Below are 25,100 nucleotides of genomic sequence, written 5' to 3' on the forward strand. Positions count from 1 at the left end.
TCAGCCGGTCTTCTCGGTGAACCCGAGATCGATCTTCAACTGCTGGCCCGTGATGAACCGGGCGTCGTCGGAGGCCAGGAACACAATGGCGTTCGAGACGTCACGCGCCTCGATCCACGGCTGCTGCAGGGCGTGCATCGACCCGAACGCCTGCGCGTAGTTCTCCTTCGTCCGTTCCTCCGGGGTCGCGTCCGGCAGGAACAGCTCGTACATCGGCTGGTTCTGGATCATGTCGGTGTCGACGTTCGTCGGGTGCACCGTGTTGACGCGGATGTCGTACTGCGACACCTCCTGCACCAGTGCGCGCATGATCCCGACCACGCCGTGCTTGGCCGCCGTGTAGTGAGCCATTCCGCCGAACCCGACCATCCCCGCCGTCGAGCTCGTGAGGATCAACGACCCGCCCGCCCCGCGCTCGATCATCGAGGGCAGCGCGGCCCGGACGGTCTTCCAGACACCCGTCAGGTTCGTGCCGATCATCTCGTCCCACATCGCGTCGTCCATCGACCACGTCGACGTCTGGCTCCAGATGCCGGCGTTGGCCAGCACCACGTCGATGTGCCCGAACTCCGACAACCCGTCGGCCACGGCCGCGTTCAGCGCAGCCGTGTCACGGACGTCGGCCTGCCTCGTGACGACGCGCCGATCGAGCTCCTCGACCAGCTTGGCGGTCTCGGCCAGGTCCTCGGGACGACCCATCGGGTACCGGACCGATCCGAGCTGGTCGCACACGTCGACGGCGATGATGTCGGCTCCCTCCTCCGCGAGGCGGAGGGCGTGCGACCTGCCCTGGCCCCGTGCGGCGCCGGTGATCAGCGCGACCTTCCCGTCCATGCGTCCCAACGCGGGCTCCTCTTCGTCGAGTGGCGAGGCGCTCCTCGAAGCGCCCCTACCTGCTCCGACTATCTAAGGCGAGGGCAGACAGTGGCCCGGGTCTCAATTGTGAGAGTGGTGGCTCAGCTGCTGGCTGTGCATCAGGTTCGAGACGACCCTGCTGGTCAGGCCAAGCCGGATGGGGGCACCGCTGTTCGTTCCGAGGCGTCCGGTCGACCAACGCCCACTCGAGTCACTCGCCCGGAGGTACGCGAGGGCCGCATAGCCTGTTCGGCTGAGGAGCGCTGCCTCGCTGGGTGCGAGGGCCGCATCGGTCACACGCGGTCGAGGCAGGTCTGGGTGCGTTCCTGCAGCAGGACGGCCCCCTCCTCGTCCGCCTGAGCGCCGTCAGGTGGCGATGTCGGGGTAGGGCATAGGGATACGCTTCGTGCTCCGCGTAGGTCTCTGGTGCTCAAGCGGGCCGTATCGCGCTCGAAGGGCGATGAACGGGGTCAGCGTGAGCAACGGGTGGGCAACCATCTCGAAGAGCGTGACGTGGTCGTGCTCGCGCAGCGCCCGACGCTCCTCGTCAGTTGAGGCGAGCCATGTCGTCTACTCGGCGTCGATGCAGCTGAGCAGACGTCCGGCGTGTTCCGACTCCCACCAGGTGACGGTCTCAGCGGGTGCAGCATGAACTCGGCGCGGTCGTGCTGGACACCAGCGCGCCGCGCATCAACGATCCGCCGACCCGAAGCGGCCCATTCCGCCCGGCTTGAAGTTCTCGAAGACGACATCGGCGCGGCGGGCGGGCTCACGCGCTGCGGCGACGTCGGCCTCGTCGCGCAGGTCCAGGACGATCGAGCGCTTCCCGCGGTTGATCCCGAGGTAGTAGGTCGAGACACCCTCGCGGACCGGCGGTGTCCAGGTCCGTGTGTCGTCACCGGACGGGCCTTCCACCTCGGCGCCCATGTCGGCCAGGAGCATCGTGGTGTAGGGGCCGGCCAGGATCCTCGAGAAGTCGGCTACGACGAGCGCACCACTGGTCGGCGCTGACCCGTTCGCGACGTTCTCGACTGCGCTCGCGAAGCACCCCTTGGGCCTCCCGGCCGTGCTGGCGGTCGTGGCCGTCGCCGCCGTCGTGGCGCAGCGCACCGGCGTTGGCGGAAGAGCGGTGGTGCCTCGCTTCTGAGCGTCTCGCGGGTCGACCACCGAAGCGCCCGGACTCCGTCGACGGCCCTCGGTGCGGGAGTCGGACACGACACCGCGCCCACCACTGTCGTCCGGCTCATGGCACCAACCTGACAGAAGAGGAACCGCAAGCGATGCAGGTCGACAACCAGACCCCGATGAGCGGGTTGACGTCCGAGGAGGTGGTCGCTCGTCGACGCGACGGCCAGGCGAACGCCGCAGTGGGGGTTCCTTCCCCAGCTACGCCACAATCGTGCGCACCAACCTCTTCTCGTTCTACAACTCGATCCTCTTCCTCTTCGTCATAGGCACCGCGCTGCTGCTGCTCGGGCACTACAGCGACGCGCTGACCAACGTAGGACTCGGGCTGACCAACGCCGTGATCTGCGCGCAGGAGATCCGGGCGAGGCGCAAGCTCGACCGGCTGCAGCTGCTCGACCAGGCTCAGGTGGCCGCCATCCGGAACGGTGCCGACGTTGAGCTCGAACCACACGAGGTCGTGCGTGACGACCTGTGCGGCTGCGGTTGGACGTATCGCGAGCATGTCTCCCGTCATGGAACGCCGCATGCCACGAACCACACGTCATCCCAGACCACAGCAGACTCGTGAGGCGGAACTCAGGGCCTGGTAGGACTGGGGTGGGCCCCGGGGAACGGGTCGTTGCCCGTCCTCCTGAAGCGGGTGCCGCGGGCTCGAATCCTGCCGGGGGCACGACGTCATGGGTTACGCCTGAGCGCGCAGGAGCGCTGCTACCGCCGGCACCTCGACGGTCGCGGCCTGCCACCGCAGGTCCGGCTGGATGCGGTGGTACGCGTGCACGAGGACGTTGCGCAGGCCACCGAGTCCGGCCCAGTCGACGCCGGGATGCTCCGTCCTTCCTGCGTCGCTCATCGCGCGCGCCGCCTCACCGACGATCTCCATGAGACGTTCGGTGACCAGACGCAGGTCCTCGTCGGCGAGCCACGCCTCGTAGTCGACCGCGTCGAGCAGGTCGGCCAGGCGGTGTTCGTCCCCGCGTGTCAGATCCGCACCGCCTCATCGAGGGTGTGGCGGTCCCGGTCGAGCAGAGACCGTCCCGCTTCGAACCGCACCAGTACGTCGAGGTCGCTGCCCTCGACGGCCTCACCGCGGGCCACCGACCCGAGCACCCGGACGTGACCGGCGCCGCGACGAGCTGCGACGGTGAGGACTGCCGTCCCCAGGTGTCGCAGGTGGTCGGGCGTCATGACCATCCGGTCATCATCGCGTCCACCCGGCACATCGTCCGCCCCGTCGCGCGGGGCTGCGAGGTCCGACAACCGGGGTGCGCGTCGCGATCAGGCGCTCTAGCGTCACCCGACGATGACCGACTCCACCGACACCCGCATCCGCCGCGCCATGGCCAACTCCACCAAGGGCGAGACCGGGCGGATGACCCTGCCCCCGTGGGTGCGCGACCTAGACCTCGACGCCGTCGACGACGTGCTGGGGTGGCGCGACCCGAAGGCGCCGGACCGCGGGGTCCTGCTGCTTCCGGGCGACGAGGGCGACGACGGGGTCGTGGCGATCGCGCTACGGGCCGGGGAACGGGCGGCGCGGGCCACCGCGATGTGCGCGCTGTGCCGCACCACCCACGCCCCGGGCCGGGTGGAGCTGCTGGTGGCGCGGCGTGCCGGGGCGGCGGGGCGCAACGGGGACACCGTCGGCACCTACGTGTGCGGCGACCTCCGGTGTGCGCAGCACGTGCGGGTCGAGAAGGCGACGGCGGCGCTGCGGCCGACGCCGGGCACGAGCGTCGAGGAGCGGCGCGAGGGTCTCCGGGAACGGGCACGGCGGTTCGTCGACGCCGTGCTGAGCTGAGGGACGTCAGGCCCGCGAACCCTGCCTGACCAGCCGCCGCCGGTGGGCCGCCATGCGGACGGGGGCGACGGTCCACCCGTACCCGTCGTAGTCGCCGACCCGCTGCACGAACGCCAGGATCAGCCGCCCGCCCAGCACCTCGGTGCACACCTGGAGGTAGGCGCCGTCGGGCGTGGTCTCGTACAGCACGCCCAGGTCGCGGAACTCGGCCAGCCGGGCAGGTGAGAGGTCGAGGCGGGCGTCGAGGTCGGCGTAGTAGTCGTCGGGGATGCCGAGTAGCGGGGCACGCGCGGCCCGGGCGGTGGCGAGGACGTCGTCGGTGGCCAGTGCGACGTACTGGGGCTCCGCGACGCCCGGTGCCCACTCCCCGCGGCGCAGCAGCGAAACCCGACGGCGCGAGCCGGACCCGGCGGCGGGGGCGCGGCTGCGGACCAGCCCGGACGGGGCGGCGAACCCACCCACCGCGGCCGGTTCCAGACCGAGCACCGAGCGGTGGAACAGCGCGGCCTCGTCGTAGTGGTCGAAGGGCTGGGCGAAACCGACGTGGTCGATCCCCGTCACCCCGGTCCCGGACGCCGGCCCGCCGGTGGCCACGAAGTCACCCGTCCAGCCGGCCTCGGTCCCGGTGCGGCAGAAGAACAGGCCCGTCCCGTCGGGGGCGGTGACGGCGGCAAGGTCGGCCTCGGCGGGTCCGCGCTCGCGCGGGAGCTCGGGTGCGCTCAGCCGCGCCGCCCGGCGGGCCGACGCGGACGGGTCGGCCGAGTCCACGGCCAGGGGCCGACACCGCCGCCCGGTCACCGACGTGGTCGACCAGGATCCGGGCACCGCCCTGCTCCCACCGCTCGACGGGCTCGGTCCGGTGACGCCCGGTGCGGGCGAACCCGAGCGAAGGCCAGCACGTCGGTGACGGCCCCGTCGGTGCCCGCGGCCAGCTCGACGAACGTGTGCCCGGCCAGCTCCGGCGCCGGCTGGGCCACGGGATCGGCCCCGTGCCCGGCCGCAGCGGTGGCCTCGGCGAGCGCGGCCTCCGGCCCGGTGGCGTCGGCCGTCGACGTCGAGGACGACGAGCTCGCCGACACCCAGCCTCAGCAGCGCGTGCGCCGCCGCCGCGCCCGCTCCGTGCCCGGGGTGTCGGCGGTGCGCATCGCCTGAGCGCCGGTCAGCGCTCCGGGCGGTGTGTCCGGTCCAGGTCCGGGCTCTGCCATGGGACCAACCGCTGCAGGTGCCGCTCGATCGCCCGCACCTGGGCGACGCTGAGCTCCCCCGGTGCCGGGGCGCGGTGCTGGGCGCGGTCGTCGGAGAGGTACGAGCCGGTGTTCAGGTCGTAGGCCGACTCGGCGTGCTCGTTGAGGTCGGACCCGCCGTCCTCCGCCTCGGGGCGCACCCGGAACCCGATCGTGAAGCGGATCAGGTAGCCGAGCACCAGAGTGGCGAGGAACGAGTAGCCGAACACCGCGCCCGCCGCGATCGCCTGGCGCACCAGCTGGGTGGCGTCGCCGCCGTAGACGAGGCCGTTGTGGTCCAGGGCGCCGGGGTTGACCGCCCGCGTCGCGAAGACCCCGATCATCAGCGTGCCGATCAGCCCGCCGACCAGGTGGATCGCGACGACGTCGAGCGAGTCGTCGAGCCGCAGCCGCCACTTCGTCGCGCAGACCAGCGGGCAGACCACCCCGGCCGCGACGCCGATCGCGATGGCCCCCCACAGGTCGACGTACCCGCAGGCCGGCGTGATCGCCACCAGCCCGGCGACGGCCCCGGAGGCGGCCCCGAGCGTGGTCGGACGGCCGGTGCGGAGCTGCTCGACGATCAGCCACCCGAGCACCGCGGCGCACGTGGCGACGGTGGTGTTGGTGAACGCGAGCGCGGCGATCCCGTCGGCCGACAGCGCGGACCCGGCGTTGAAGCCGTACCAGCCGAACCACAGCAGGCTCGCCCCGAGCAGCACGAACGGGATGTTGTGCGGCCGCGTGACCGCCCCCGGCCAGCCGCGTCGCCGCCCCAGCACGATCACCAGGGCGAGTGCCGCCGCCCCGGCGTTCATGTGGACGACGGTGCCGCCCGCGAAGTCGACCGCCCCGACGTCGTTGGCGATCCAGCCGCCCTGGGTGTCGGGCCCGAGGAAGCCGTCGTAGGCGAAGACCCAGTGCCCGATCGGGGCGTAGACGAGCAGGCTCCACAGGGCGACGAAGACGACCCAGGACCAGAACCTCGTGCGCTCCACGATCGCGCCGGAGATCAGCGCCGGGGTGATGATCGCGAACATCAGCTGGAACATCGCGAACGCGAGCAGCGGCAACGGGTTCGGCCCCGGCCAGGCGACGTCCGCGGACGCGGCGCCGACGAGCTGCCCGGCGGCCTGCTGCACACCGATCGCCTCGACGTGGCCGACGAGCCCGTCGAGCCCGTCGTCGCCGAAGGTGAGGCCGAACCCGGCGAGCACCCAGGTCAGCCCGACCACCGCGATGCTGACGAAGCTCATCATCAGCGCGTTGAGCACGTTCTTGCCCCGCACCATCCCCGCGTAGAAGAACGCGAGGCCCGGCGTCATGAGCATCACCAGCGCCGCGCACGCGAGCACCCAGGCGACGTCCCCCGGCTGGGGGGTCACCGCAGGCCCGGGGCCAGACGCGGCCCGCCGAACGCGCGGGCGCCCCATCCGGGGGCGGTGCGCGAGGGCGGTGCGGGAGGCTCCGCCGGGTCACCGGGAGGGCGGTGCGGCGCGACCGTCCGCGGCCACGACGGCGGGGTGCGGCGCGTCCCCGCGGGAGCGGCGTGGCGCCCCACGGAGGCGAAGCGCGCGCCCGACGGCCGGGGCCGGACCCTGCCCGGCTCGGCGGGCGGGGCGGGTTCCGGCGCGACGCACGTCACCGGGAAGCGGGCACCAGCGAGACCGGGCACGGCGTCAGGTCGCGCTCGTCGTGCTCTCCACACGCGACGCCACCGCCTCCCCGTCACGACCGCTCCGAGCCAGCAGACTAGGGCTCCGATCCGGGCCGGTCCCCCGGCGCAGCGGGAACTTAACCGCCAGGTAACGGTGGGTCGCGGAGCGGATCCGGCCGCCTACCGGGAGTGCCGCGGGCCTTGTTGCATGTCATGCATCATTGCGCGTCGTGCAAGAATTTCCCGTACGGTGCCGGAATGAGCGACCCCTCCGAGCGTCCGGACGAGCCCACCGACGCGGGCGTCACCTCGTTGACGCGGGTCCTGCCCGCCGACATGACCGAGCGGTCCTCGGGCTGCCCGTTCGATCCCGCGCCGGGCCTCGCGGATCGGCGCGGAGCGGGGGCGGTGCAGCCCGTCGAGCTGCTCAACGGGGCCGCCGCGTTCCTCGTCACCGGCTTCGAGGAGGCACGGGTCGTGCTGTCGGATCCACGGTTCAGCTCGGACCGCATCCGCTACCCCGACGCCTCCCGGCTCACACCGGACCAGGTGGCCGCACTGGGCGTCCACGACGGGTCCCCGTTGACACCGCGGGTCGAGACCCGCGAGGACGGGATGTTCGTGTTCATGGACCCGCCCGAGCACACCCGGCTGCGACGGCTGCTGACCGGGCAGTTCACCGTCCGACGCATGAAGGCGCTGGAGGACCGGCTGCGGGAGATCGCGGTCGAGCACATCGACGCGATGGTCGCCGCCGGCACCGAGGCCGACCTGATCCCGGCCTACGCGCTGCCGATCCCGTCGCTGATGATCTGCGAGCTGCTCGGAGTCGACTACGCCGACCGCGACGAGTTCCAGCACAACACCGCCGTCGCGCTCTCGACGCGCTCCTCCGACGCGGAACGGGCCGCGGCGGGCGGCGCGCTGTACGGCTTCATCGCGCGCCTGGTCACCGAGAAGCGCGGCACCCCGGCCGACGACCTGCTCTCCGGGCTCGTGCACGACGCGGAGCCACCGCTGACCGACGCCCAGCTCATCGACATGACGCTGGTCCTGCTCGGTGCCGGGCACGAGACCACCGCCAACATGCTCCGGCTGGGTGTGCTCGCACTGCTGGAGAACCCCGGGCAGCTGGCCGCGCTGCGCGCCGACCCCGGCCTGATCGACGGCACCGTCGAGGAGCTGCTGCGTTACCTCAGCATCGTGCAGCTCGGGGTCACGCGGATCGCGCGGGAGGCCGTCACCGTCGGCGGGGTCGACGTCCCCGCGGGCGCCACCGTCGTCATCGCGACGCCGGAGGCCAACCGCGACCCGAGCCACGTCGTCGACCCCGACCGGCTCGACCTCGCCCGCCCCCGGACCCCGCACCTGGCGTTCGGGCACGGGATCCACCAGTGTCTGGGCCAGCAGCTGGCCCGGATCGAGATGCGCATCGGGTTCGGCGAGCTGTTCGCCCGCCTGCCCGACCTACGGCTGACGGTCCCGGTCGAGGAGGTCCCGCTGCGCAACGACATGCAGATCTTCGGCGTCCACGCACTGCCGGTGGCCTGGGGATGACCCAGTCCGCACCGCCGGGCCGCCGGGAGCGCAAGAAGCTCGCGACGCGGGCCGCCGTGAGCGCGGCGGCCCTGCGCCTGGCCGTGCGGCACGGGGTGGAGCACGTCACCGTCGAGCAGATCGCGGCCGAGTCCGACATCGCGCTGCGCACGTTCTTCAACCACTTCCCCGGCAAGGAGGACGCGATCCTCGCCGCGTCGGCCGCCGCCGCCGACGCGCTCGTCGCCGGCTTCCGGACGCGACCGCCCGCGGAGTCCGTGTTCGGGGCGCTGCGCGAGGCGGTGCTCGCCGTCATGGACGGCACGGGCGCGGCCGGCCGCGACCACCTCGCCGCGCTGCGCCTGATCCGTACGGCCCCGTCGCTGGTCCCCCACCAGCTGGCCGTGCTGGCCCGGCAGGAGACGGCACTGGCCTCCGCCATCGCCGACCGCCTCGACGGCGGCGCAGCGGTCTCGCCCGTCTACCCGGCACTGTGCGCGGCCGCCGCGCTCTCCGCCCTGAGGGTCACGCTCGACCGCTGGCTCGACGCCACCGCGGACGCGGAACCGTCGACGGACGTGCTGCGCGCCGACCTCGACACGGCGCTCGCCGAGCTGGCTGCGGGCCTCGACCGGCCCGGTGGAGCGTGACCCCTCAGACCGCGGCGGTGCCGATCAGTCCGTTGCGGGTGACGAGCCCGGCGAGCTCCTCCTCCGTCAGCCCCCCGGTGCCGTCGGGACGCCGGGGCACCACCAGGTAGCGCGACTCCGCGCTCGCGTCCCACACCGTGAGCGACGTGGCCGCCGGCAGCTCCAGACCGAACTCGCGCAGCACGCCGCGAGGGTCGCGCACCACCCGCGAGCGGTAGGCCTCGCTCTTGTACCAGCTCGGCGACGGTCCGAGCAGCGCGATCGGGTAGCACGAGCACAGCGTGCAGACGACGACGTGGTGCTGGTCGACGCCGTGCTCGTCGGGGCCGTTGGCGACGACCTTGAGGCGCTGCTCCTGGAGCCCGCCCGCCATCGACAGGCCGAGCTCGCGGATCGCGGTGTTCGCGTCGACCGACAGCCGTCCGGCGAACCCGGGGTCGGTCCACGCGCGGGCGGCGATCCGGGCCCCGTTGACCGGCGTGCCGCCGGCCAGGAACGCGTCGATGCGGGTGTCGATCTCGCCCGCGCCGAGCAGGCCGCGGGACTCCAGCAGCGCCTCGACGTGCCGGACCTGCGCCGAGATCGTCGAGCTCGCGTGATCGCCGCTCACGGCGCCTCCTCCAGGTAGTCCTCCCACAGCTCGACGACCACCGCGTGGTCGCCCGCCCCGAACAGGTCGGCCGCGGCGAAGCGGACGTGGTGCACCGCGTGCGCGTCGGGGGCACCACCGCGGGCGCGCTCGTCGGCCAGGGGATGCGCCCCGGCCCGCTCGACGACCGTGCCGATCGCGCCGCGCGCGTAGCGGGGCAGGCGGGTGTGGCCGTCGGGGTCGGCGGCGCGGGTGCGGACGCGGTCACCGGGGGCGAACCGGTCAGCCATGCGGGAGCTCCAGGTCGGCCGCCGTGGCCACGCCCTTCTCGACGAGCAGCACGCGGATCGCGGCGAACCAGCGCTCGTAGTACGACGCCGCCAGGTACTGCGGCACGGGAAGCCGCTCCTGGGCGTCGCGGAACTCGTCGAGGTTGTAGATCCCGCGCCGGATCAGGGCACCGTTGAGGGCGAGGACGTGTGCCTCCCAGTCGGCGTGGAAGGGCGGCTCGTCGGGTTCCTGCACGATCGCGGCGAACCCGGTCATCCCGCCGACGTCGTTGATGCGGCTCACCGGGCCCTTCCTACCCGCATCCGGCGCCCGCACACCACCCCGGCCCGGCCGCACCCACGCGGACCACGGGCGACCACAGCCGTTCGGCCGCCCCGCATCGGCCGGGCGGACCCATTCGCCCGACGGACCGCGCGGCACCACCACCGGCCCCTACGGTGGACGTCCCCCAGCTCCCCGGACGGAGGCCTCCATGCGGGTGACGCCGCGCCCCGGCACCGCGATCCTCGTCGCCGTCGCCTACATCGCGCTGGTCAGCGCGGTCTGGGTGGTCAACGGCGTCGACTACTCGACGATCGGCGGGACGGTCGGGTCCACCGTCGGCGGTCTCGTGGTCCCCGTGGCGCTGGGCGCCGTGCTCCTCGCCGCCGTCACCACCCGGCTGGGCTGGTGGCGGCCCGTCCTGCGCGAGGAGCCCCGCGTCGGGCCGCGGTGGCTGCTCGTCGTCCCCGTCCTCTTCGTCCTGGTCGCCGTCGGCACGGTCAGCGGCGCCGACCTGTCCCGCCTGTCCCCCGCACACGTCCTGCTGCTCGCGGTGGGGGTGCTCCTCGTCGGGTTCTCCGAGGAGCTCCTCTGCCGCGGCATCGTCCTGGTCGGTCTGCGCGGCACCGGTTCAGAGGTCGTGGCGTGGCTGGGGAGCTGCCTGGTCTTCGGGCTGCTGCACGCGGTGAACGCCCTGTTCGGCGCGCCGGTCGGCGGTACCGCCGTCCAGGTGCTGGCCGCCTTCCTGGCGGGGAGCGTGTTCTACGTGACGCGGCGCGTCACCGGCGTCCTGGTGGCGTGCATGGTGATGCACGCCTTCTGGGACTTCGGCACGCTCGCCGCCGGGGCGGCACCCGCGGCGGACCCGTCGGCCCTGGGGCTACTGGCCGTGCTCCAGTACCCCGCCGTGGTCCTCGCGCTGGTCGGCGTGGTCCTGCTGGTGCGCCGGCCCGTGGACCGCCCCGCCCCGCGGGTCGCCTGACCGCGGCCCGCGTCAGGTCTTCTGCACCACGCGCTCCTGCTCCCCCGGCTTCCAGATGCCGACCTCCATGTGGCCGTCGACGATCTCCACCGACGACGCACCGGTGAGGTGGGCCTCGTAGAAGTGGCCGAACGTCTCCCCGCGAAGGTCGAACCCGATCTCCTCGAACAGGTCCTGCGCGAAGCGTTGATGGAGGTCGGTGTCGCGGACGTCGGCGACGGTGCCGAACAGCTTCGCGTCGCCCTCGCCGACCTGCGTGTCGACGGTGGCGGTGTGCAGGCAGAAGCGCGGGTCGCGGTGCAGGTCGCGGAACTTGGTGGTGTCGGGCATCCCGATCAACCACAGCCGGTCCTCGAACACCCGTGGCTCGATCGGGCTGATCCGCGGGGAGCCGTCGGCGCGCAGCGTCGCGAGCAGGCAGAGCTTGCCGGTCGCGGCGTGGCGGCGGGTGAAGATGGCCGAGATCCGCGGCGCACCCGCGGTGAAGTCCGTCCAACTCGTCATGGTGACGACGTTAGGACCGGTTCCTGACAGTTCCTGTCAGGAACCGCCGAGCGAGTGCCAGGTACGCCCCGGCCAGTGCGGGCCCGACGACCAGCAACCCGACGACGAGGCCCGCCGCCCCACCGAGGAACGGCAGCACCGCGGGCACCCCGGCCACGACCAACGCGGTCGCGACGGCCTTGTGGGCCACCGGCCACACCCGGGAGAGCCACAGCAGCACGAGTCCGGCGACGGTCCCGACGCCGATCGTCAGCAGGGACGTGCCCAGCAGGTGCATCGGGGCGAGGTCGCGCGTGCGGAACGGGTCGGGCCGCTCACCGGTGCGCTCCAGCTCGGCGCGCACGAGATCGGCCGGGGGGCCCAGCTCGGCCAGCGCCGCGGCGATCCGTTCCTCCGGGGCATCCGGCCCGGCGTGCTCGGCGCAGTGCGTCCAGATCCGCGATCCCACCTCGAGCCGCGAGACCTGCGAGAGCTGGTGGGCGCACGCGTCGAACTCGCGGAGGTAGGCCGTCAGTGCGCTCACCGCGCGACCCTCCCGGACAGCTCCGCCCCCAGCGCCACCGCGGCCGCCCGCAGCACCGGCGTGATCTGCTCGACCGCCGCCCACGTCACGCGCGTCTCCGGTCCGGAGACCGACACCGCGGTCGGCGACGGGCTGCCCGGAACCGCCACCGCGACACAGCGCACCCCCAGCTCCTGCTCCGCGTCGTCGACGGCGAAGCCCTGCCTGCGGATGCGGTCGAGCTCCTGCAGCAGCGCGTCGGGGTCGGTGATCGTGTGCGGGGTCGGCGCGGCCATCCCGGTGCGGGCCAGCAGCGCGCGCACCTCCGACTCGCCGAGGCCCGCGATCAACGCCTTGCCGACGCCCGTGCAGTGCACCGGGACCCGGCGTCCGACCTCGGTGAACATCCGCATCGAGTGCCGCGACGGGGCCTGCGCGACGTAGACGACCACGTCGCCGTCGAGCATCGCCATGTTGGCGGTCTCCCCCAGCGCGTCGACGAGTGCGGCGAGCTGCGGCTGCGCCCACGACCCGAGCAGCCGGGACGCGGCGTCGCCCAGGCCGATCAGCCGGGGGCCCAGGCCGTAGCGCCGCGACGGGAGCTGCCGGACGTACCCGGAGGCGACGAGCGTGCGGACGATCCGGTGGATCGTGGGCAGCGGCAGGCCGGAGCGCGCCGCGAGCTCGGACAGCGCGAGGTCGCCGTCGGCCTCGGCGAGCAGTTCGAGCAGCCCGAACGCCCGGTCCAACGACTGCACGCCCGCCGACCGTTCGATGCGCCCGGCACTGCTCATGATCACCCGATTCCGGTCCCGCCTGCGTACGAGCGTATCGCCCGCCCTCCGCGACCCGTGCCCGTCCCGCGATCATCGCGTCCCGTCCGGCGATCACGACGAATGCGACGTACGGTCGCCGACCGGACAACGACGTCCACCTTCGGAGGGGTCATGGCCACGCACGCACAGGAACCCGCACTGCGGACGTCGCGCAAGGTCGCGGCGGCGAGCCTCGTCGGCACCACGATCGAGTGGTACGACTTCTTCATCTTCGGCACCGCCGCGGCGCTGGTGTTCAACCAGGTGTTCTTCCCGTCCTTCGACCCGGTCACCGGCACCCTCGCCGCGTTCGGGTCGTTCGCCGTGGGCTTCATCGCGCGGCCCGTCGGCGGGGCCGTGTTCGCCCACTACGGCGACCGGATCGGCCGCAAGCCGATGCTCGTGTGGTCGCTGCTGATGATGGGGGCGGCGACCGTCCTGATGGGGCTGCTGCCCGGGTACGACCAGATCGGGGTCTGGGCGCCGGTCCTGCTCGTCGTGCTGCGCTTCCTGCAGGGCTTCGGCGTCGGCGGCGAGTGGGGCGGGGCCGCGCTGATGGCCGTCGAGCACGCCCCGTCGAACCGGCGCGGCTTCTACGGCAGCTGGCCGCAGGTCGGCGTCCCCGCCGGGCTGGTGCTCGGCACCGGCGCGTTCGCGATCCTGTCGGCCACGCTCACCGACGAGCAGTTCCTCGCCTGGGGCTGGCGCATCCCGTTCCTGGTCAGCGCCGTCCTGATCGGCGTCGGCATGTGGATCCGGCTGACGGTCAGCGAGAGCCCCGTGTTCCAGGAGTCGCTCGACACGAAGTCGGCCGCCCGGATGCCCGTCCTGGACGCCCTGCGCACCTACCCCAAGGAGATCGCGCTGGCCTCCGGGTCGTTCATCGCGACCCACTCCACGTTCTACGTCGGCTCGGTCTGGCTGGTCTCCTACGCCACGACCACCCTGGGCTACGAGCGCTCGGAGATCCTCAACGCCAACGTCGCGCTGAGCGCCTCGGACATCCCGATGATCCTCGCGTTCGGGCTGCTGTCGGACTACGTCGGCAGGCGCAGGCTGTTCCTCGGCGGGATGGGTCTGCTGGTGCTGTTCGCGGTGCCCTACTTCTACCTCGTGGGCACCGGCTCCATCTGGCTGTTCCTCCTCGGCGGCCTCGTCGTGCAGGCCTGCCGCAGCGCCGTCTACGGCCCGCAGTCGGCCTTCTTCGCCGAGCAGTTCTCCACCGGTATGCGCTACAGCGGCAGCTCGCTGGCCTACCAGTTCGCGGCCATCGTCGGCGGCATGGCGCCATTGATCTGCACCGCGCTCGTCGCCTGGACGGGGAGCCTCTACGCCGTCGCCGGCTACGTCGCGTTCCTCGCGCTCGTCTCGTTCGTCTGCTCGTACCTCATGACCGAGACGCTGCGCAGCGGCCTGCCGACCGACGCCCCGGCGCGGGTGAGCACCGGCTGAACCGCGCCGGGAGGCGGGCGGGGGTGCTAGACAAGTCTCGGGCACACGGGGGTGGGCGATGGGTGAGACGGTGGCATCGACGGCGGGACCGGCCCAGCTGCGACGGGTGGCGCTCGCCAGCGCCGTCGGCACGACGATCGAGTGGTACGACTACTTCATCTACTCGACGGCGGCCGCGCTGATCTTCGGCTCGCAGTTCTTCTCCACGCTCGAACCGGCGTCGGCCACGCTCGCCGCGTTCGCGACGCTCGGCGTCGGGTTCATCGCGCGGCCGGTCGGCGGGATCCTCTGGGGGCACTTCGGCGACCGCGTCGGGCGCAAGGCGATGCTCGTCGCGTCGCTGCTGCTGATGGGCGTCGCGACGGTCGGGGTCGGGCTGCTCCCGACGTTCGCGCAGATCGGGGTGTGGGCGCCGGTCCTGCTGCTCGTGCTGCGCCTGCTGCAGGGGCTCTCGGCCGGTGGCGAGTGGGGCGGGGCGGCGCTGATGGCCGTCGAGCACGCGCCGCCAGGACAGAAGGGCCGCTACGGCGCCTACTCGCAGATCGGCGTGCCGGCCGGGCTGATCCTCGCGCAGCTGGTGTTCGTCGTGGTGGGGGCACTGCTCACCGATGCGCAGTTCGCCGCGTGGGGCTGGCGGCTGCCTTTCCTGTCCAGCATCGTGCTCGTCGCCGTCGGACTGTTCATCCGGCTGCGGATCGAGGAGAGCCCGGTGTTCACCGAGCTGCGGTCCGGTCGGGAGCGGGCGCGGCTGCCGATGGTCGAGGTGTTGCGGGAGCGCCCGCGCGAGCTGCTGATCGCGTCCGTCAGCTTCATCGCCAACACCGCGATCGGCTACGTCTTCCTCGCCTACCTGCTCTCCTACGGCACCTCGGTGCTCGGGCTCGACCGCACGCTGATGCTCACCGTCGTGATCATCGGCAGCGTGTCCTGGCTGGTCAGCATCATCGTGGCCGCGCGCTGGTCCGACCGCGTGGGCCGCAGACCCGTCTACCTGGTCGGGTCGGTGCTGCTGGTGGTGTGGCCGGTGCCGTTCTTCCTGCTGATCGACACCGGCGAACCGGCACTGATGATCGTGTCCGTGATCGTGCTGACGATCGGGCTCGGCCTGTCCTACGGCCCGCAGTCGGCGCTGTTCGCGGAGATGTTCGAGCCGCGTTTCCGCTACAGCGGGGCGTCCTTCTCCTACGCGGTCGGCGCAGTGCTCGGCGGCGGGTTCGCGCCCGTCATCGCGGTGGCGCTGCAGAGCGCCACGGGCACGTCCCTGTCGGTGGCGGCCTACATGATCGCGACAGCGGTCGTCAGCCTGCTGGCGGTGCTGGCGATCCGGGAGCCCCGCTGAGCGCGGTCAGGCGGTGCAGCGCGATCCGGGCGACGGGGAGGTAGGCGGCGAGAACGGGGCCCGGGCCGTCGACGGTGAGCCAGGTGGCCCCGTCGTCCTCGACGCCGTGGCGCAGGTGCATCCGCAGCGGCCCGAGCGCGACCTCCCACGCCCACGTACGCGCGGCCTCGTCGACCGCGGTGACGACGAACGCGACCCGGACGCCCAGCGGCCCGTGGACGGTGCCGGTGACGCCCGGTGCGATCCGCGCGGCCGCGGTGTCGACACGGCGGATCTGCGGCGCCCACCCCGCCCAGCGCGTGGGGTCGGCGTAGCGCTCCCACACCAGCGTGGCCGGCGCGGGACCCCGGGCACTCGTACCGGCCTGCACCCTCCGATCGTCCAGGAGACCGGGCGCGGGCGCGCGTCGGACCCTACCGTGGGGAGGTGATCCGTTCCGAGCAGTCCGTCGCCGCGCCCGCCGCCGTCGCGCACGCCGTGCTCACCGACGTGGCGGCCTGGCGGCTGTGGTCACCGCACATCCGTTCCGTCGACTCCGCGGGCGAGGTCGTCCAGGACGCGAGCTGGAGCGGGCTGATCAAGCCGTGGTTCGGGCCGGCCACCCTGATGGAGGTGACGTGGTGCGAGCCCGGCCGCGGCATCCGCTGGACCACCCACGCCGCCGGCCACCGCCTCGACTACGCCGACCTCGTCACCCCGCACGGCGACCAGCGCTGCACGGTGACGATGACGGCCGAGGTGACGGGCCCCGTCGGGCCCGTCGTCCAGAGCGTCGTCGGGCCGCTGTCGGCCTACGGCCAGCGCAGGCGCCTGACCCGCCTCGCGGCCCTGTCGGAGTTCCTGCACCGCCGCGCGATCGTCTACGCCGCCTGACCCCCACCCCGCGAGTCGCCGTTTCCGCGCCCGCGAGTCGCCGTTTCCCCGCCCGCGAGTCGTGGTTCTGCGGGCCCTGGACGAGGGCTACAGCCCGCGACTCGCGGGCGCGAAGACCGCGACTCGCGGGCTGAGAAGTAGCGACTCGCGGGCGCGGATGCAGCGACTCGCGGGTCGGGTGGGGTGGGTCAGTGGGCGAGGATCTCCGTCAGGACGCGGGTCAGCTCGGTCGTCGGGTCGTCGACCGGGCCGGGGCTGCGCCAGGCCACGTGGGTGTCCGGGCGGACCAGCACGCAGCCGTCCTCGCCGACCTCCCGGGCGCGGGCCCAGTCGTCGTAGAGGTCGATGTGGTCACGGCCGGGGCCGATCACGTACGGCACCAGGTCGACGCCCAGCTTCTCGGCCACCTCTGCGGCCGCATCGGCCCACGCCGACCCGCTGATCCCGGTGAGCAGCGCGAACCGACCCTTGCCCGCCAGGTCGTGCGTCGACACCCGCCGACCACCGGGCCCGCCCAACCACACGTGCGGGAGACGGGCACCCGGCCAGGTCGTCGGGTGGTAGTGCAGCTCGGGATCGCGGGTGAACCCCGGCTCGGGCGTGCCGTCCGGGACCACCGCGTTCGAGGCGTAGCGGTGGTTGAGCTCCACCCCGTGCGCGTTGAACTCGTAGTTCTTCAGCTCCAGCGCCGTGCGCAGCTTCGCGCGCTGCTCAGCCGCCTCGGGGGTGTTGTCGGCGCGCGCCGCGATGTGCCGCGTCATGACCTCCGGGTCGCTCTCGCCGAGCAGCCCCAGCGCGTCGAAGATCGGCCCGAACTCCTCGATGCTCTTGTTGGCGCGCAGCACGATCTGCTTGCCGATCGGGGCGCGCTCGGCGTCGAAGGAGTCGAGCAGGCCCTCCCCGGCGGTGCCGCGCAGGACGTAGGCGAGCTTCCAGGCCAGGTTGTAGGCGTCCTGGATCGAGGTGTTGGAGCCCAGCCCGTTCGACGGGGGGTGCCGGTGGCAGGCGTCGCCGAGGCAGAACACGCGGCCCGAGCGGTAGCGGGTGGCGTAGCGCTTGTTGTTGCCCCACAACGAGGTGGAGCGGATCGTCACCGGGATCGTGTCGTCGCCCACGAGCTGGTGCACGATCTTGATCGCCTCCGCGTCGTCGACGACGGGCGGCGGCTCGTTGATGTCGTAGCCCCACACCGTGAGCCACTCGTTCCACGGCCGGACCATGCGGACGAGCCCCAGCCCGATCCCGCCGACGTCGGCCCCGGGCTGCAGCACCCAGTACAGGACGCTAGGCCGGTGCGCGACGAGGTGCGACAGGTCGGAATGGAAGACGATGTTCATCGACCCGGCGACGTCCATCTCGCCCTCGAACGGCAGGCCGATGTCCTCCGCCACCTGGCTGCGACCGCCGTCGGCGCCGAGTACGTACTTCGCGCGGATCGTGTACTCGTGGCCGGTGGTGCGGTCGCGGACGGAGACGGTGACGCCGTCGGCGTCCTGCTCCAGTCCGACGTACTCGGTGTCGAACCGGATCCGGCTGCCGCGCGAGGCGGCGTGCCCGACGAGGATCGGCTCCAGCAGCGTCTGCGGGATGTCGCAGTTGGGCGACGGGCTGGCGGCGGCGTAGTCCGAGGCCCGGTCCGGGGCGGTCTCCCAGGTGCGGACGCGGCCGATCTCGTCGCCGGCGAGGCTGGTGCAGAACACCGTCTCGCCCATCCGCTCGTGCTCGGTGCCCTGCGCGAGCACGTCGTCCTCGATGCCGAGGTCGCGGAAGATCTCGACGGTGCGCTGGTTGGTGATGTGGCTGCGCGGCGTGTTGGCCGTCCAGCGGTACTTGGTGATCACCATGTGATCCACGCCGAGCGTGGCCAGGGACAGGGCGGCACCGGACCCGGCGGGCCCGCTCCCGATGACGAGGACGTCGGTCTCGAACGCGGAGGTCACTTCTGCTACTCCTTCGCCAGCACGATGTCGAACTCGATGGACGCCCACGGCTCGGTGAGCTCGCGGCCGTCGGGGGCGGTGCCGGGCGGGTGGTCGGCGACGTCGACGACGAGGCTGTCCTTGACGCCGAACACGGCATCGCTGGCCAGGTACTCGTCGCCCGCCACGAAGACGTGCGTGATCAGAGTGCGGTACCCGGGCGCGGTGACCATGAAGTGCAGGTGCGCCGGGCGCATCGGGTGTCGGCCGGACGCGGCGAGCAGCTCGCCGACCGGGCCGTCGTCGGGGATGCCGTAGCAGGACGGGCGCACCGACCAGAACCGGTACTCGCCCGCGTCTCCGGAGGTGAGCCAGCCGCGGCCCGCCGTCCGCGCGTCGGTGTACTGGACGTCGTAGAAGCCGTCGTCGTCGGCCTCCCACACCTCGATCCGGGCACCGGGGATCCGCTCACCGGTGGTCGACGCCACGGTGCCGGTCACCCAGCACGGCGTGCCCTTCGCGCCGGAGGCGATGTCGCCGCCGAGTTCGATGCCCGGGGCGCCGTCGACGAAGAACGGGCCGAAGACCGTCGACTCGGTGGCCCCGGGCTCGGGGGCGGCGTTGATGCCGACCGTCAGCATCGACAGGCCCAGGACGTCGGAGAGCAGGATGAACTCCTGACGACGGTCGTCGGTGATGTGCCCGGTTCGGGTCAGGAACTCGATGCCGCGCGTCCACTCGTCCTGGGTGAGGCGGACCTCGCGGGCGAACGCGTGCAGGTGCGTGGTGAGGCTGCGCATGACCTCGGCGAGCCGGTCGTCGTGCCCGAAGCTCGCCACCACCTCGTCGGTGACGGCCTGCTCCCGTTCTGCGTTCATGTCGTTCCCTCCCACGCCTGCTGCACGAGCCGCCGCATCGCCCCGCCGCCCACGGGCACCGGGTTGTCGGCGGGCACGACCTTCTCGGTGCGCCCCGCCACCTCGTCGAGCTGGTCCCCGCGCAGGCCCAGCTCCCGCAGCCCCGCCGGCATCCCGGCTGCCGCGACCACGGCCCGCAGCCCCGCGACGGCGTCGTCGCAGCCCAGTGCGCGGGCGATCCGCGTGGTGGCCTCCGGCGACCCGGGGGCGTTGAACGCCAGCACGTGCGGGAGCAACGTCGCGTGGCTGCGGGCGTGCGGCAACCCGAGCCCACCGAGGACGTGCGCGAGCTTGTGGTGCAGGCCGCTGCCGGCGACGGCGAACGCGGAGCCCGCGAGGTAGGCGCCGAGCAGGAGCTGCTCGGGGTCCTCGTCGCGCAGGCCACCGGCGAGGGCACGCACGCCCTCCTCGGCGATCACGCTGCTCACGGGGTTGCGCCGCGGCGCCCAGAACACCTCGACGCAGTGCGCCATCGCGTTGAGCGCGCTCGCCCGCGCCAGCTCGGGCGGCAGCGACGCCGTCAGCTCCGGGTCGTAGACGACGGTGCGCGGCAGCACGACCGGGTCGGTGCCGGTGGTCTTGACGCCGTCCTCCGACAGCCCCCAGATCGGCGTGACCTCCGAGCCCGCGTACGTCGTCGGGACGGCGAGGATCGGCAGGCGGGTGGTCAGCGCGACGGCCTTCGCGGCCCCGACGGTCGATCCGCCGCCGACGCACAGCACCGCGTCGGCCCCCACCGCCGCCTCGCGGGCGGCCTCGGCGGTGGCGACGGGGACGTGCTCGCGCACCGCGGTGAACACCGCGGCGATGCGGTCGGCGAACGGCGCGGTGAGGGCGCGGACGCGCTCGGCGTCGCGGTCGGAGGCGATCAGCAGGACCTTCGACGCCCCGAGCCGCTCCACCTCCGCGGCCAGCCCCGTGCGCGCGACCCCGGTCCCGAACACGACCCGACCGGGCAGGGCGTCGTAGGTGAAGGAGTGCACGGCCTCACACTGGCCCATCCACGAGCTACACGTCCAACACGCTTGAGGCACCCCCAGCCATACGATGAACCATGGACCTGCGGCAGCTCCGGTACTTCGTCGCCGTCGCCGAGGAGCGGTCGGTGACGCGGGCGGCGGCGCGGCTGCACCTCACCCAGCCCCCGCTCTCGGCGCAGATCGCACGGCTGGAGCACGAGCTCGGCGTGCCGCTGCTGGTCCGGCACCGCCGCGGCGTCGACCTCACCGAGGCCGGGCGGCTCCTCGTCGAGCACGCGCGGTCGGTCCTCGCCGACGTCGACGCGGCGGTAGAGTCGGTGCGCCGCACCGGTCAGGGGCGCAGCGGGCGGATGGCGCTGGCCTTCGTCCCGGCGACGGCGTGGTCGGTGCTGCCGGGGCTGCTGCGCGGCTTCCGGGCGGTGCGACCGGAGGTCGAGCTGACGTTCCTCGAGGGCGGGTCGGACGCGGTGGCCGAGCATGTGCGCGCCCGGCGGGCCGACCTCGGGCTGCTGCACCTGCCGCCCGGCGGTGCGGGGGCCGGGCCCGACCTCGACGTCGCGGTGGTCCGCCGCGAGCCCCTCGTCGCCGTGCTGCCCCGCGAGCTGGCGGCGGGGTTCGGCGACCGGGTCGACCTCGCCGACCTGGCCGAGCAGCCGTTCCTCATGCCGTCGCGCGAGCTGGCGGGCGGGCTCGCCCCGCACCTGCTCGGGGCGTGCCGCCTCTCCGGGTTCGAGCCGGCGCCGCGGGAGGTGGAGCTCGTCGCGACGGTGGTGGCGCTGGTGGGGGCGGGCGTCGGGGTGTCGGTGCTGCCGGCGTCGGTGGCCGCGGTGTGCGGGCCGGACGCCGTGACCCGCCCGCTGGCCCGGCACGTGCCGGTGGTCGAGACGGGTCTGCTCCGCCGCCGCACCGACCCCCCGACCCCGGCCGTCCAGCGGTTCCTGCGCCTGGCCCTGGACACCCCGGAACCCGACGCCCTGGGCCCGGCCTTCGCCCGGGGCTGACCCGGACGGGCAGCGCCACCGCCGCCACCGGGTGCGTCCCGGCGGCGACGGTGGCGGCGGTGGAGGTCGACGACGCCCCACTCCGATCCCGACGAGCACCGACTCACACCGGCGTGCGCCGGACCACGAACCAGCCCCCGACGGCGAACACCGCGCCGATGGCCACGAGCCGCACGGTGTCGGCCACGGGGATCGTGGCGCCGACCGTCAGCAGGCCGGTGGCGATGACCACCGCGAAGGCCGCCGCCCCGGCGAGGACCGCACCCACGACCAGACCGAGCAGCCCCCACCGCGCGTGCAGGACGACGCCGAGCAGCACCATCGGGAAGGTCAGCAGCAGGGGTGCGGCGAAGACCAGGAACTGGCCGACGGGGTTGCCCACCATCTCCCATCCCGCGCCGAGGAACCGCACGTCGCCGCCCCAGCCGCCGGTGACCTGCTCGACGCCGAGGAACAGCAACAGCAGCGCACCGAGCACGAGGGTCTCCAGGAGGACGAACAGCACGGTTCCGAGGTAGTAGTCGCGCCGCGTCCGGCCCATCGCGACGGCGAACGGGAGCAGGCGCGACAGGGACGTGGCCTGGGCCCCGGCGACCCCGCCGTAGGCGCCGCCGATGATCCCGACGGCGAAGCCCTTGCCGAAGCTGCCGCTGGTCGCGATCTCCCCCGCGGTGATCCCCACGCCGAGGGCGACGAACAGCAGCACGCCGCCGAGGGTGCCCAGCACGAGCCGGCGGTCGAGCAGTTGCATGCGGACGATGTCGAGCGCGTGGGTCATCGGACCCTCCCCTGGTCGGCGTCCGGTGCGGACGCGGTGTGGACGATGAGCTGCTGGAGCGACACGGGCGAGACGTCCAGCTCGGCGGGCACCGCGGCGGGCGTGCCGACGGCGGTGACCCGCAGCGTCGGACCGAGCTGCTCGCGGTGCAGCTCGCCGCACCCGGCGACGAACCGCTCGACGGACTCGACGGGCCCGCTGACGGTGACGGCGCGGCCGCGCAGCGCGTCGACGTCGTCGTCGAGGACGACCCGGCCGCGGTCGAGGACCACGACGTGCTCGAGCAGGTCGGCCACCTCGTCGATCAGGTGGCTGGACAGCACGATCGTGCGCGGGTGCTCGGCGTAGTCGGCCATCAGCACCTGGGACAGCACGGCCCGGGAGCGGGCGTCGAGGCCGAGGTAGGGCTCGTCGAGCAGTGTCAGTGACGCCCGGGACGCGACCCCGATCGTGGCGCCGAGCATCGAGCGCTGGCCGCGGGAGAGCTTCCGGGTGCGGCGGTCGAGCGGCAGCCCGAACCGCGTCACGAGGTCGTGGGCCACCTCCTCGGACCAGTGCGGCTGCAGCAGAGCCGCGGCGCGCAGGGCGTGTCCGACGCGGTAGGTGTCGGGGTAGGTCTGGTCCTCGCGGACGAGGCAGACCGTGGCGCCGACGCCGGTGACGGTGCCCGCCGACGCGAACTCCTGGCCGGCGAGGATCCGCAGCAGCGTGGTCTTGCCCGCGCCGCTGGCGCCGAGCAGCCCGTGGACGGTGTCGCCGGTCAGCGTGACGTCGACGTCGTCGAGCGCGTGGACGTCCCCGTAGTGCCGGGTGAGCCCGGCCGTCGCGACGGTCATGCGTCCCCCCAGGTGTCGATCATCTTCTTGACCTGCTCGGCGTCCATGCCGAGCTTGCGGGCCTCCGCCAGCAGCGGAGCCAGGTACTCCTGCGCGAACTCCTCGCGCCGCCGCTCCAGCAGCAGCGTGCGCGCGCCGGTGGCGACGAACATGCCGATCCCTCGTCTCTTGTAGAGGACCCCGCTCGCGACGAGCTGGTTGACGCCCTTCGCGGCGGTGGCCGGGTTGATGCGGTGGAAGGCGGCGAGCTCGTTGGTCGACGGGACCTGGGCCTCCTCGGCCAGTGAGCCGTCGACGACCGAGTTCTCGATCTGCTCCGCGATCTGCGCGAAGAGCGGCCGCCCGTCGTCCCTCACCCCGACCGCCGGTCCGTTGGTTCATTACTCATGTAACTAACCATGCAACCGACGAAGCTCGCTGTCAAGCGCTACCGGCGCCGGTCGACCGTCCACGCGACGGCCCCGGCCCCGGCGGCCAGCAGCAGGGCGAGCCCGGCCGAGGCGACCGGCGGGGCGTCCGCGCCGGTCAGGGCGGCCACCGCGGTGCCGACGGGCGGCAGCCACGGCTGCACGGCCGTGACGGTCACGACGACGACGCCGAACAGCACCGACCACCCGATCCGCGTCACCACCGGGCGCGCGCACAGCAGCCCGACCGCCGTACCGGTCGCCGCGGCGGCGAGGTGCGCGACGACCCCGAGCAGCACCGTCGGCGGAGGGTACGGGTAGCCACCGAGCACCACCGGCCACACGACGGCGAGCGCGACGAGCACGGCGTCACCGGCGAGGGCGACCGCCGGCGTCGCCGCCGCGACCGGACCCCATCCCCCGGCCGCCGACGCCGTGAGCGTGCGCCGCGCCGGGTCCTCCACGTGCGCGACGACCAGCGTCCACCACGCCGCCACCGGGTACAGCGCGAGCGCCGAGGCCGCCCACGGCACCGGTGGCGGCCCGGGGTCCCCGCCGAAGAGCACCGCGAGCACCGCGGCGAACAGGAGCAGCGGCGGCAGCCACCGCTGCGAGCGCACGACCTCCGACGCCAGGTGGCGGGCCACCGCGAGGACGGTCACGGGTCGCGCCGCACCGTCAGCACCGAGCACCCGGCCGCCAGCGCGGCCGCGAGCAGGGCGTCACCGCGCTCGGCGGGCACCCGCACCGTCAGGACCGGCCCGTCGCTCCACCAGCCCGTCACCGGCGGCAGCCGGGTCACCGCGACCGCCGGGTCGACCGGGCACCGCAGCTCCACCACCGCGTGCGCGACCGGCGGCGGGACCCGCTGCAGCCGCCCCGCGGCCAGGCGCCGGACCTCCGCACCGGCCGTCGCGGCGCCGCGTCCGGTGTGGTCGGTGACCAGGACCGGGCAGGTCGCGGCGCGCAGCGCGTCGTCGAGCGCGGCGCCCGCGGCGTCGTCCAGGCCGGACCACGGCTCGTCGAGCACGACCAGCCCTGGTGACCCGCCCAGCGCCTGCGCGAGCCCGACCTTGCGCCAGTTCCCGGTCGACAGCCGCGCGAGCGGCGCGTCGAGCCCCCCGGTGAAGCCGAGCGCGTCGAGCACCCTCGACGCCGACGCCGGATCGGTGCCGCGGATCGCGGCGAGGTGGGCGAGCCACACCCGCGCCGGCGTCCGCTCGGGGGCCGGGAGGTCGGCGGGCAGGTACCCGACCCGCCGCGGCCGCCCGACGACCCGCCCGGACGAGGCCGCCGCGCACCCCGCCGCGATGCGCAGCAGCGTCGACTTGCCCGTGCCGTTGCCGCCGAGCACCACCACCGGTGCGCCCGCCGTCAGCTCGAGGTCGACGCCGGTGAGCACCTCCGGCCCGCGCCGGTAGCGCTTGCGCACCGCCTCCAGGCGCACCGCTCAGCCGGGCAGCCGGAACTGGATCCGCTCGATCGACGCGCTGATCGGCGCGAACATCTCGCGCCGGATCCGGTTGTGCTCCTCGTCGAGGTCGTAGACGCGGTAGGCGTCCTCGTCGGCGAGGTCGACGGTGATCGCGTAGTTCGCGTTGCCCTCGCGCAGCCCCAGGTCGAACCCGGAGGCCATGCGCAGCTCGACGCCCTCGACGCGCAGGTCGCGCAGCGCCTGCAGCGCCGCCTCCACCTGCTCGGCCGGGACGTCGGGGAGCAGCCGGCCCACCACCACGTTGCGGATCAC

General features: G+C 73.5%; 31 protein-coding genes and 1 pseudogene. 10 read left to right on the forward strand and 22 right to left on the reverse strand.

Going from position 1 to position 25,100, the window contains the following annotated elements; genetic code table 11:
• Together I4I81_RS20945 and I4I81_RS20950 are read right to left on the reverse strand one after the other, a co-directional pair.
• Complete coding sequence (locus tag I4I81_RS20945; RefSeq protein ID WP_218601678.1) at positions 1–834, reverse strand: mycofactocin-coupled SDR family oxidoreductase; 834 nt, start codon at positions 832–834, stop codon at positions 1–3.
• A gap of 726 nt (positions 835–1,560) precedes the next feature.
• Positions 1,561–1,866 (reverse strand): annotated as a pseudogene (locus I4I81_RS20950) (CoA transferase); the annotation flags it as partial.
• Positions 1,867–2,254: 388 nt separating this feature from the next.
• Here I4I81_RS20950 and I4I81_RS20955 point away from each other — a divergent pair.
• Entirely contained in the window at positions 2,255–2,611 is a 357-nt protein-coding gene (locus tag I4I81_RS20955) for a hypothetical protein (RefSeq protein ID WP_218601654.1), read from the forward strand.
• A 114-nt stretch (positions 2,612–2,725) separates the two neighbouring features.
• Here the strand turns inward: I4I81_RS20955 and I4I81_RS20960 are convergent, their stop codons facing one another.
• Together I4I81_RS20960 and I4I81_RS20965 are read right to left on the reverse strand one after the other, a co-directional pair.
• Entirely contained in the window at positions 2,726–3,025 is a 300-nt protein-coding gene (locus I4I81_RS20960; protein ID WP_218601679.1) for a HepT-like ribonuclease domain-containing protein, read from the reverse strand.
• Positions 3,022–3,234: a nucleotidyltransferase family protein gene (locus tag I4I81_RS20965; RefSeq protein ID WP_218601655.1), complete on the reverse strand. Its 213-nt coding sequence runs from the start codon at positions 3,232–3,234 to the stop codon at positions 3,022–3,024. The genes I4I81_RS20960 and I4I81_RS20965 overlap by 4 nt, the downstream gene beginning before the upstream one ends.
• A 109-nt stretch (positions 3,235–3,343) precedes the next feature.
• Between I4I81_RS20965 and I4I81_RS20970 the strand changes: the two genes are divergently transcribed.
• Positions 3,344–3,841: an FBP domain-containing protein gene (locus I4I81_RS20970; RefSeq protein ID WP_218601656.1), complete on the forward strand. Its 498-nt coding sequence runs from the start codon at positions 3,344–3,346 to the stop codon at positions 3,839–3,841.
• A 6-nt stretch (positions 3,842–3,847) separates the two neighbouring features.
• Here the strand turns inward: I4I81_RS20970 and I4I81_RS20975 are convergent, their stop codons facing one another.
• Positions 3,848–4,609 (reverse strand): hypothetical protein, encoded by a 762-nt coding sequence (locus I4I81_RS20975; RefSeq protein ID WP_218601657.1) that lies wholly within the window; start codon positions 4,607–4,609, stop codon positions 3,848–3,850.
• A gap of 135 nt (positions 4,610–4,744) precedes the next feature.
• Here I4I81_RS20975 and I4I81_RS20980 point away from each other — a divergent pair, with 135 nt between their 5' ends.
• A complete protein-coding gene (locus I4I81_RS20980) occupies positions 4,745–4,993 on the forward strand; it encodes a hypothetical protein (RefSeq protein WP_218601658.1) in 249 nt (82 codons plus the stop codon).
• A 7-nt stretch (positions 4,994–5,000) separates the two neighbouring features.
• Here the strand turns inward: I4I81_RS20980 and I4I81_RS20985 are convergent, their stop codons facing one another.
• Positions 5,001–6,449, reverse strand: coding sequence for an ammonium transporter (locus I4I81_RS20985; RefSeq protein ID WP_226363490.1), 1,449 nt, complete (start codon positions 6,447–6,449; stop codon positions 5,001–5,003).
• Positions 6,450–6,979: 530 nt separating this feature from the next.
• Between I4I81_RS20985 and I4I81_RS20990 the strand changes: the two genes are divergently transcribed.
• Positions 6,980–8,278 carry a cytochrome P450 gene (locus I4I81_RS20990; protein ID WP_218601660.1) on the forward strand — a complete coding sequence of 433 codons (1,299 nt, stop codon included), beginning with the start codon at positions 6,980–6,982 and terminating at the stop codon, positions 8,276–8,278.
• Positions 8,275–8,907 carry a TetR/AcrR family transcriptional regulator gene (locus tag I4I81_RS20995; RefSeq protein ID WP_218601661.1) on the forward strand — a complete coding sequence of 211 codons (633 nt, stop codon included), beginning with the start codon at positions 8,275–8,277 and terminating at the stop codon, positions 8,905–8,907. Before I4I81_RS20990 ends, I4I81_RS20995 begins: the two co-directional genes overlap by 4 nt.
• 4 nt (positions 8,908–8,911) lie before the next feature.
• Here the strand turns inward: I4I81_RS20995 and I4I81_RS21000 are convergent, their stop codons facing one another.
• From I4I81_RS21000 to I4I81_RS31230, 3 genes are read right to left on the reverse strand one after another with little or no spacing between them, the layout of a single operon-like run.
• Positions 8,912–9,517, reverse strand: a complete 606-nt coding sequence (locus tag I4I81_RS21000; RefSeq protein ID WP_218601662.1) for a nitrile hydratase subunit alpha — start codon at positions 9,515–9,517, stop codon at positions 8,912–8,914.
• Positions 9,514–9,786, reverse strand: a complete 273-nt coding sequence (locus I4I81_RS31225; RefSeq protein ID WP_218601663.1) for an SH3-like domain-containing protein — start codon at positions 9,784–9,786, stop codon at positions 9,514–9,516. The genes I4I81_RS21000 and I4I81_RS31225 overlap by 4 nt, the downstream gene beginning before the upstream one ends.
• On the reverse strand, positions 9,779–10,069 hold the full coding sequence (locus I4I81_RS31230) for an SH3-like domain-containing protein (protein ID WP_218601664.1): 291 nt from the start codon (positions 10,067–10,069) through the stop codon (positions 9,779–9,781). Before I4I81_RS31230 ends, I4I81_RS31225 begins: the two co-directional genes overlap by 8 nt.
• 190 nt (positions 10,070–10,259) lie before the next feature.
• Between I4I81_RS31230 and I4I81_RS21015 the strand changes: the two genes are divergently transcribed.
• Complete coding sequence (locus I4I81_RS21015) at positions 10,260–11,030, forward strand: CPBP family intramembrane glutamic endopeptidase (protein WP_218601665.1); 771 nt, start codon at positions 10,260–10,262, stop codon at positions 11,028–11,030.
• Between the two features lie 12 nt (positions 11,031–11,042).
• On the opposite strand, the gene I4I81_RS21020 is transcribed toward I4I81_RS21015, so the two are convergent.
• From I4I81_RS21020 to I4I81_RS21030, 3 genes are read right to left on the reverse strand one after another with little or no spacing between them, the layout of a single operon-like run.
• A complete protein-coding gene (locus I4I81_RS21020; RefSeq protein WP_218601666.1) occupies positions 11,043–11,534 on the reverse strand; it encodes a pyridoxamine 5'-phosphate oxidase family protein in 492 nt (163 codons plus the stop codon).
• Positions 11,535–11,544: 10 nt separating this feature from the next.
• Positions 11,545–12,057 carry a hypothetical protein gene (locus tag I4I81_RS21025; protein ID WP_218601667.1) on the reverse strand — a complete coding sequence of 171 codons (513 nt, stop codon included), beginning with the start codon at positions 12,055–12,057 and terminating at the stop codon, positions 11,545–11,547.
• The gene (locus I4I81_RS21030) at positions 12,054–12,830 is read right to left on the reverse strand and encodes an IclR family transcriptional regulator (protein ID WP_218601668.1); all 777 of its coding nucleotides are present in this window, start codon (positions 12,828–12,830) and stop codon (positions 12,054–12,056) included. Before I4I81_RS21030 ends, I4I81_RS21025 begins: the two co-directional genes overlap by 4 nt.
• A 153-nt stretch (positions 12,831–12,983) precedes the next feature.
• Between I4I81_RS21030 and I4I81_RS21035 the strand changes: the two genes are divergently transcribed.
• Together I4I81_RS21035 and I4I81_RS21040 are read left to right on the forward strand one after the other, a co-directional pair.
• Positions 12,984–14,303, forward strand: coding sequence for an MFS transporter (locus I4I81_RS21035; RefSeq protein WP_218601669.1), 1,320 nt, complete (start codon positions 12,984–12,986; stop codon positions 14,301–14,303).
• 58 nt (positions 14,304–14,361) lie between these two features.
• A complete protein-coding gene (locus I4I81_RS21040) occupies positions 14,362–15,642 on the forward strand; it encodes an MFS transporter (RefSeq protein WP_218601670.1) in 1,281 nt (426 codons plus the stop codon).
• Here I4I81_RS21040 and I4I81_RS21045 read toward each other — a convergent pair.
• Positions 15,602–16,012, reverse strand: coding sequence for an SRPBCC family protein (locus I4I81_RS21045; RefSeq protein ID WP_218601671.1), 411 nt, complete (start codon positions 16,010–16,012; stop codon positions 15,602–15,604). The genes I4I81_RS21040 and I4I81_RS21045 overlap by 41 nt on opposite strands.
• A 56-nt stretch (positions 16,013–16,068) precedes the next feature.
• Here I4I81_RS21045 and I4I81_RS21050 point away from each other — a divergent pair, with 56 nt between their 5' ends.
• Positions 16,069–16,515 carry an SRPBCC family protein gene (locus tag I4I81_RS21050; protein ID WP_218601672.1) on the forward strand — a complete coding sequence of 149 codons (447 nt, stop codon included), beginning with the start codon at positions 16,069–16,071 and terminating at the stop codon, positions 16,513–16,515.
• Between the two features lie 188 nt (positions 16,516–16,703).
• On the opposite strand, the gene I4I81_RS21055 is transcribed toward I4I81_RS21050, so the two are convergent.
• From I4I81_RS21055 to I4I81_RS21065, 3 genes are read right to left on the reverse strand one after another with little or no spacing between them, the layout of a single operon-like run.
• Positions 16,704–18,455 (reverse strand): FAD-dependent oxidoreductase, encoded by a 1,752-nt coding sequence (locus I4I81_RS21055; protein WP_218601673.1) that lies wholly within the window; start codon positions 18,453–18,455, stop codon positions 16,704–16,706.
• Between the two features lie 5 nt (positions 18,456–18,460).
• Positions 18,461–19,312 carry a hydroxyquinol 1,2-dioxygenase gene (locus I4I81_RS21060; protein WP_218601674.1) on the reverse strand — a complete coding sequence of 284 codons (852 nt, stop codon included), beginning with the start codon at positions 19,310–19,312 and terminating at the stop codon, positions 18,461–18,463.
• Complete coding sequence (locus I4I81_RS21065) at positions 19,309–20,334, reverse strand: maleylacetate reductase (RefSeq protein WP_218601675.1); 1,026 nt, start codon at positions 20,332–20,334, stop codon at positions 19,309–19,311. The genes I4I81_RS21060 and I4I81_RS21065 overlap by 4 nt, the downstream gene beginning before the upstream one ends.
• 71 nt (positions 20,335–20,405) lie before the next feature.
• Between I4I81_RS21065 and I4I81_RS21070 the strand changes: the two genes are divergently transcribed.
• A complete protein-coding gene (locus I4I81_RS21070; RefSeq protein WP_218616277.1) occupies positions 20,406–21,332 on the forward strand; it encodes a LysR family transcriptional regulator in 927 nt (308 codons plus the stop codon).
• A 103-nt stretch (positions 21,333–21,435) separates the two neighbouring features.
• Here I4I81_RS21070 and I4I81_RS21075 read toward each other — a convergent pair whose 3' ends face one another.
• From I4I81_RS21075 to I4I81_RS21100, 6 genes are all read right to left on the reverse strand, one after another.
• Positions 21,436–22,110 (reverse strand): hypothetical protein, encoded by a 675-nt coding sequence (locus I4I81_RS21075; RefSeq protein ID WP_218602466.1) that lies wholly within the window; start codon positions 22,108–22,110, stop codon positions 21,436–21,438.
• Positions 22,107–22,946, reverse strand: a complete 840-nt coding sequence (locus I4I81_RS21080) for an ATP-binding cassette domain-containing protein (RefSeq protein WP_218602465.1) — start codon at positions 22,944–22,946, stop codon at positions 22,107–22,109. The genes I4I81_RS21075 and I4I81_RS21080 overlap by 4 nt, the downstream gene beginning before the upstream one ends.
• Positions 22,943–23,302, reverse strand: coding sequence for a GntR family transcriptional regulator (locus I4I81_RS21085; protein WP_218602464.1), 360 nt, complete (start codon positions 23,300–23,302; stop codon positions 22,943–22,945). Before I4I81_RS21085 ends, I4I81_RS21080 begins: the two co-directional genes overlap by 4 nt.
• A gap of 71 nt (positions 23,303–23,373) precedes the next feature.
• Entirely contained in the window at positions 23,374–24,015 is a 642-nt protein-coding gene (locus I4I81_RS21090) for a hypothetical protein (protein ID WP_218602463.1), read from the reverse strand.
• Positions 24,012–24,800, reverse strand: coding sequence for an ABC transporter ATP-binding protein (locus I4I81_RS21095; protein WP_218602462.1), 789 nt, complete (start codon positions 24,798–24,800; stop codon positions 24,012–24,014). The genes I4I81_RS21090 and I4I81_RS21095 overlap by 4 nt, the downstream gene beginning before the upstream one ends.
• Before the next feature lie 3 nt (positions 24,801–24,803).
• Positions 24,804–25,100: an antibiotic biosynthesis monooxygenase family protein gene (locus tag I4I81_RS21100; RefSeq protein ID WP_218602461.1), complete on the reverse strand. Its 297-nt coding sequence runs from the start codon at positions 25,098–25,100 to the stop codon at positions 24,804–24,806.

The sequence above is a fragment of the Pseudonocardia abyssalis genome, from assembly GCF_019263705.2.
Lineage (GTDB): Bacteria > Actinomycetota > Actinomycetes > Mycobacteriales > Pseudonocardiaceae > Pseudonocardia > Pseudonocardia abyssalis.

Bases quoted from the DNA above. Each gene is read 5' to 3' on its own strand.
- I4I81_RS20945 (WP_218601678.1), bottom strand. From the start codon at position 834: ATGGACGGGAAGGTCGCGCTGATCACCGGCGCCGCACGGGGCCAGGGC.
- I4I81_RS20965 (WP_218601655.1), bottom strand. From the start codon at position 3,234: ATGGTCATGACGCCCGACCACCTGCGACACCTGGGGACGGCAGTCCTC.
- I4I81_RS20970 (WP_218601656.1), top strand. From the start codon at position 3,344: ATGACCGACTCCACCGACACCCGCATCCGCCGCGCCATGGCCAACTCC.
- I4I81_RS20990 (WP_218601660.1), top strand. From the start codon at position 6,980: ATGAGCGACCCCTCCGAGCGTCCGGACGAGCCCACCGACGCGGGCGTC.
- I4I81_RS20995 (WP_218601661.1), top strand. From the start codon at position 8,275: ATGACCCAGTCCGCACCGCCGGGCCGCCGGGAGCGCAAGAAGCTCGCG.
- I4I81_RS31225 (WP_218601663.1), bottom strand. From the start codon at position 9,786: ATGGCTGACCGGTTCGCCCCCGGTGACCGCGTCCGCACCCGCGCCGCC.
- I4I81_RS21015 (WP_218601665.1), top strand. From the start codon at position 10,260: ATGCGGGTGACGCCGCGCCCCGGCACCGCGATCCTCGTCGCCGTCGCC.
- I4I81_RS21020 (WP_218601666.1), bottom strand. From the start codon at position 11,534: ATGACGAGTTGGACGGACTTCACCGCGGGTGCGCCGCGGATCTCGGCC.
- I4I81_RS21030 (WP_218601668.1), bottom strand. From the start codon at position 12,830: ATGAGCAGTGCCGGGCGCATCGAACGGTCGGCGGGCGTGCAGTCGTTG.
- I4I81_RS21035 (WP_218601669.1), top strand. From the start codon at position 12,984: ATGGCCACGCACGCACAGGAACCCGCACTGCGGACGTCGCGCAAGGTC.
- I4I81_RS21040 (WP_218601670.1), top strand. From the start codon at position 14,362: ATGGGTGAGACGGTGGCATCGACGGCGGGACCGGCCCAGCTGCGACGG.
- I4I81_RS21060 (WP_218601674.1), bottom strand. From the start codon at position 19,312: ATGAACGCAGAACGGGAGCAGGCCGTCACCGACGAGGTGGTGGCGAGC.
- I4I81_RS21070 (WP_218616277.1), top strand. From the start codon at position 20,406: ATGGACCTGCGGCAGCTCCGGTACTTCGTCGCCGTCGCCGAGGAGCGG.
- I4I81_RS21075 (WP_218602466.1), bottom strand. From the start codon at position 22,110: ATGACCCACGCGCTCGACATCGTCCGCATGCAACTGCTCGACCGCCGG.
- I4I81_RS21080 (WP_218602465.1), bottom strand. From the start codon at position 22,946: ATGACCGTCGCGACGGCCGGGCTCACCCGGCACTACGGGGACGTCCAC.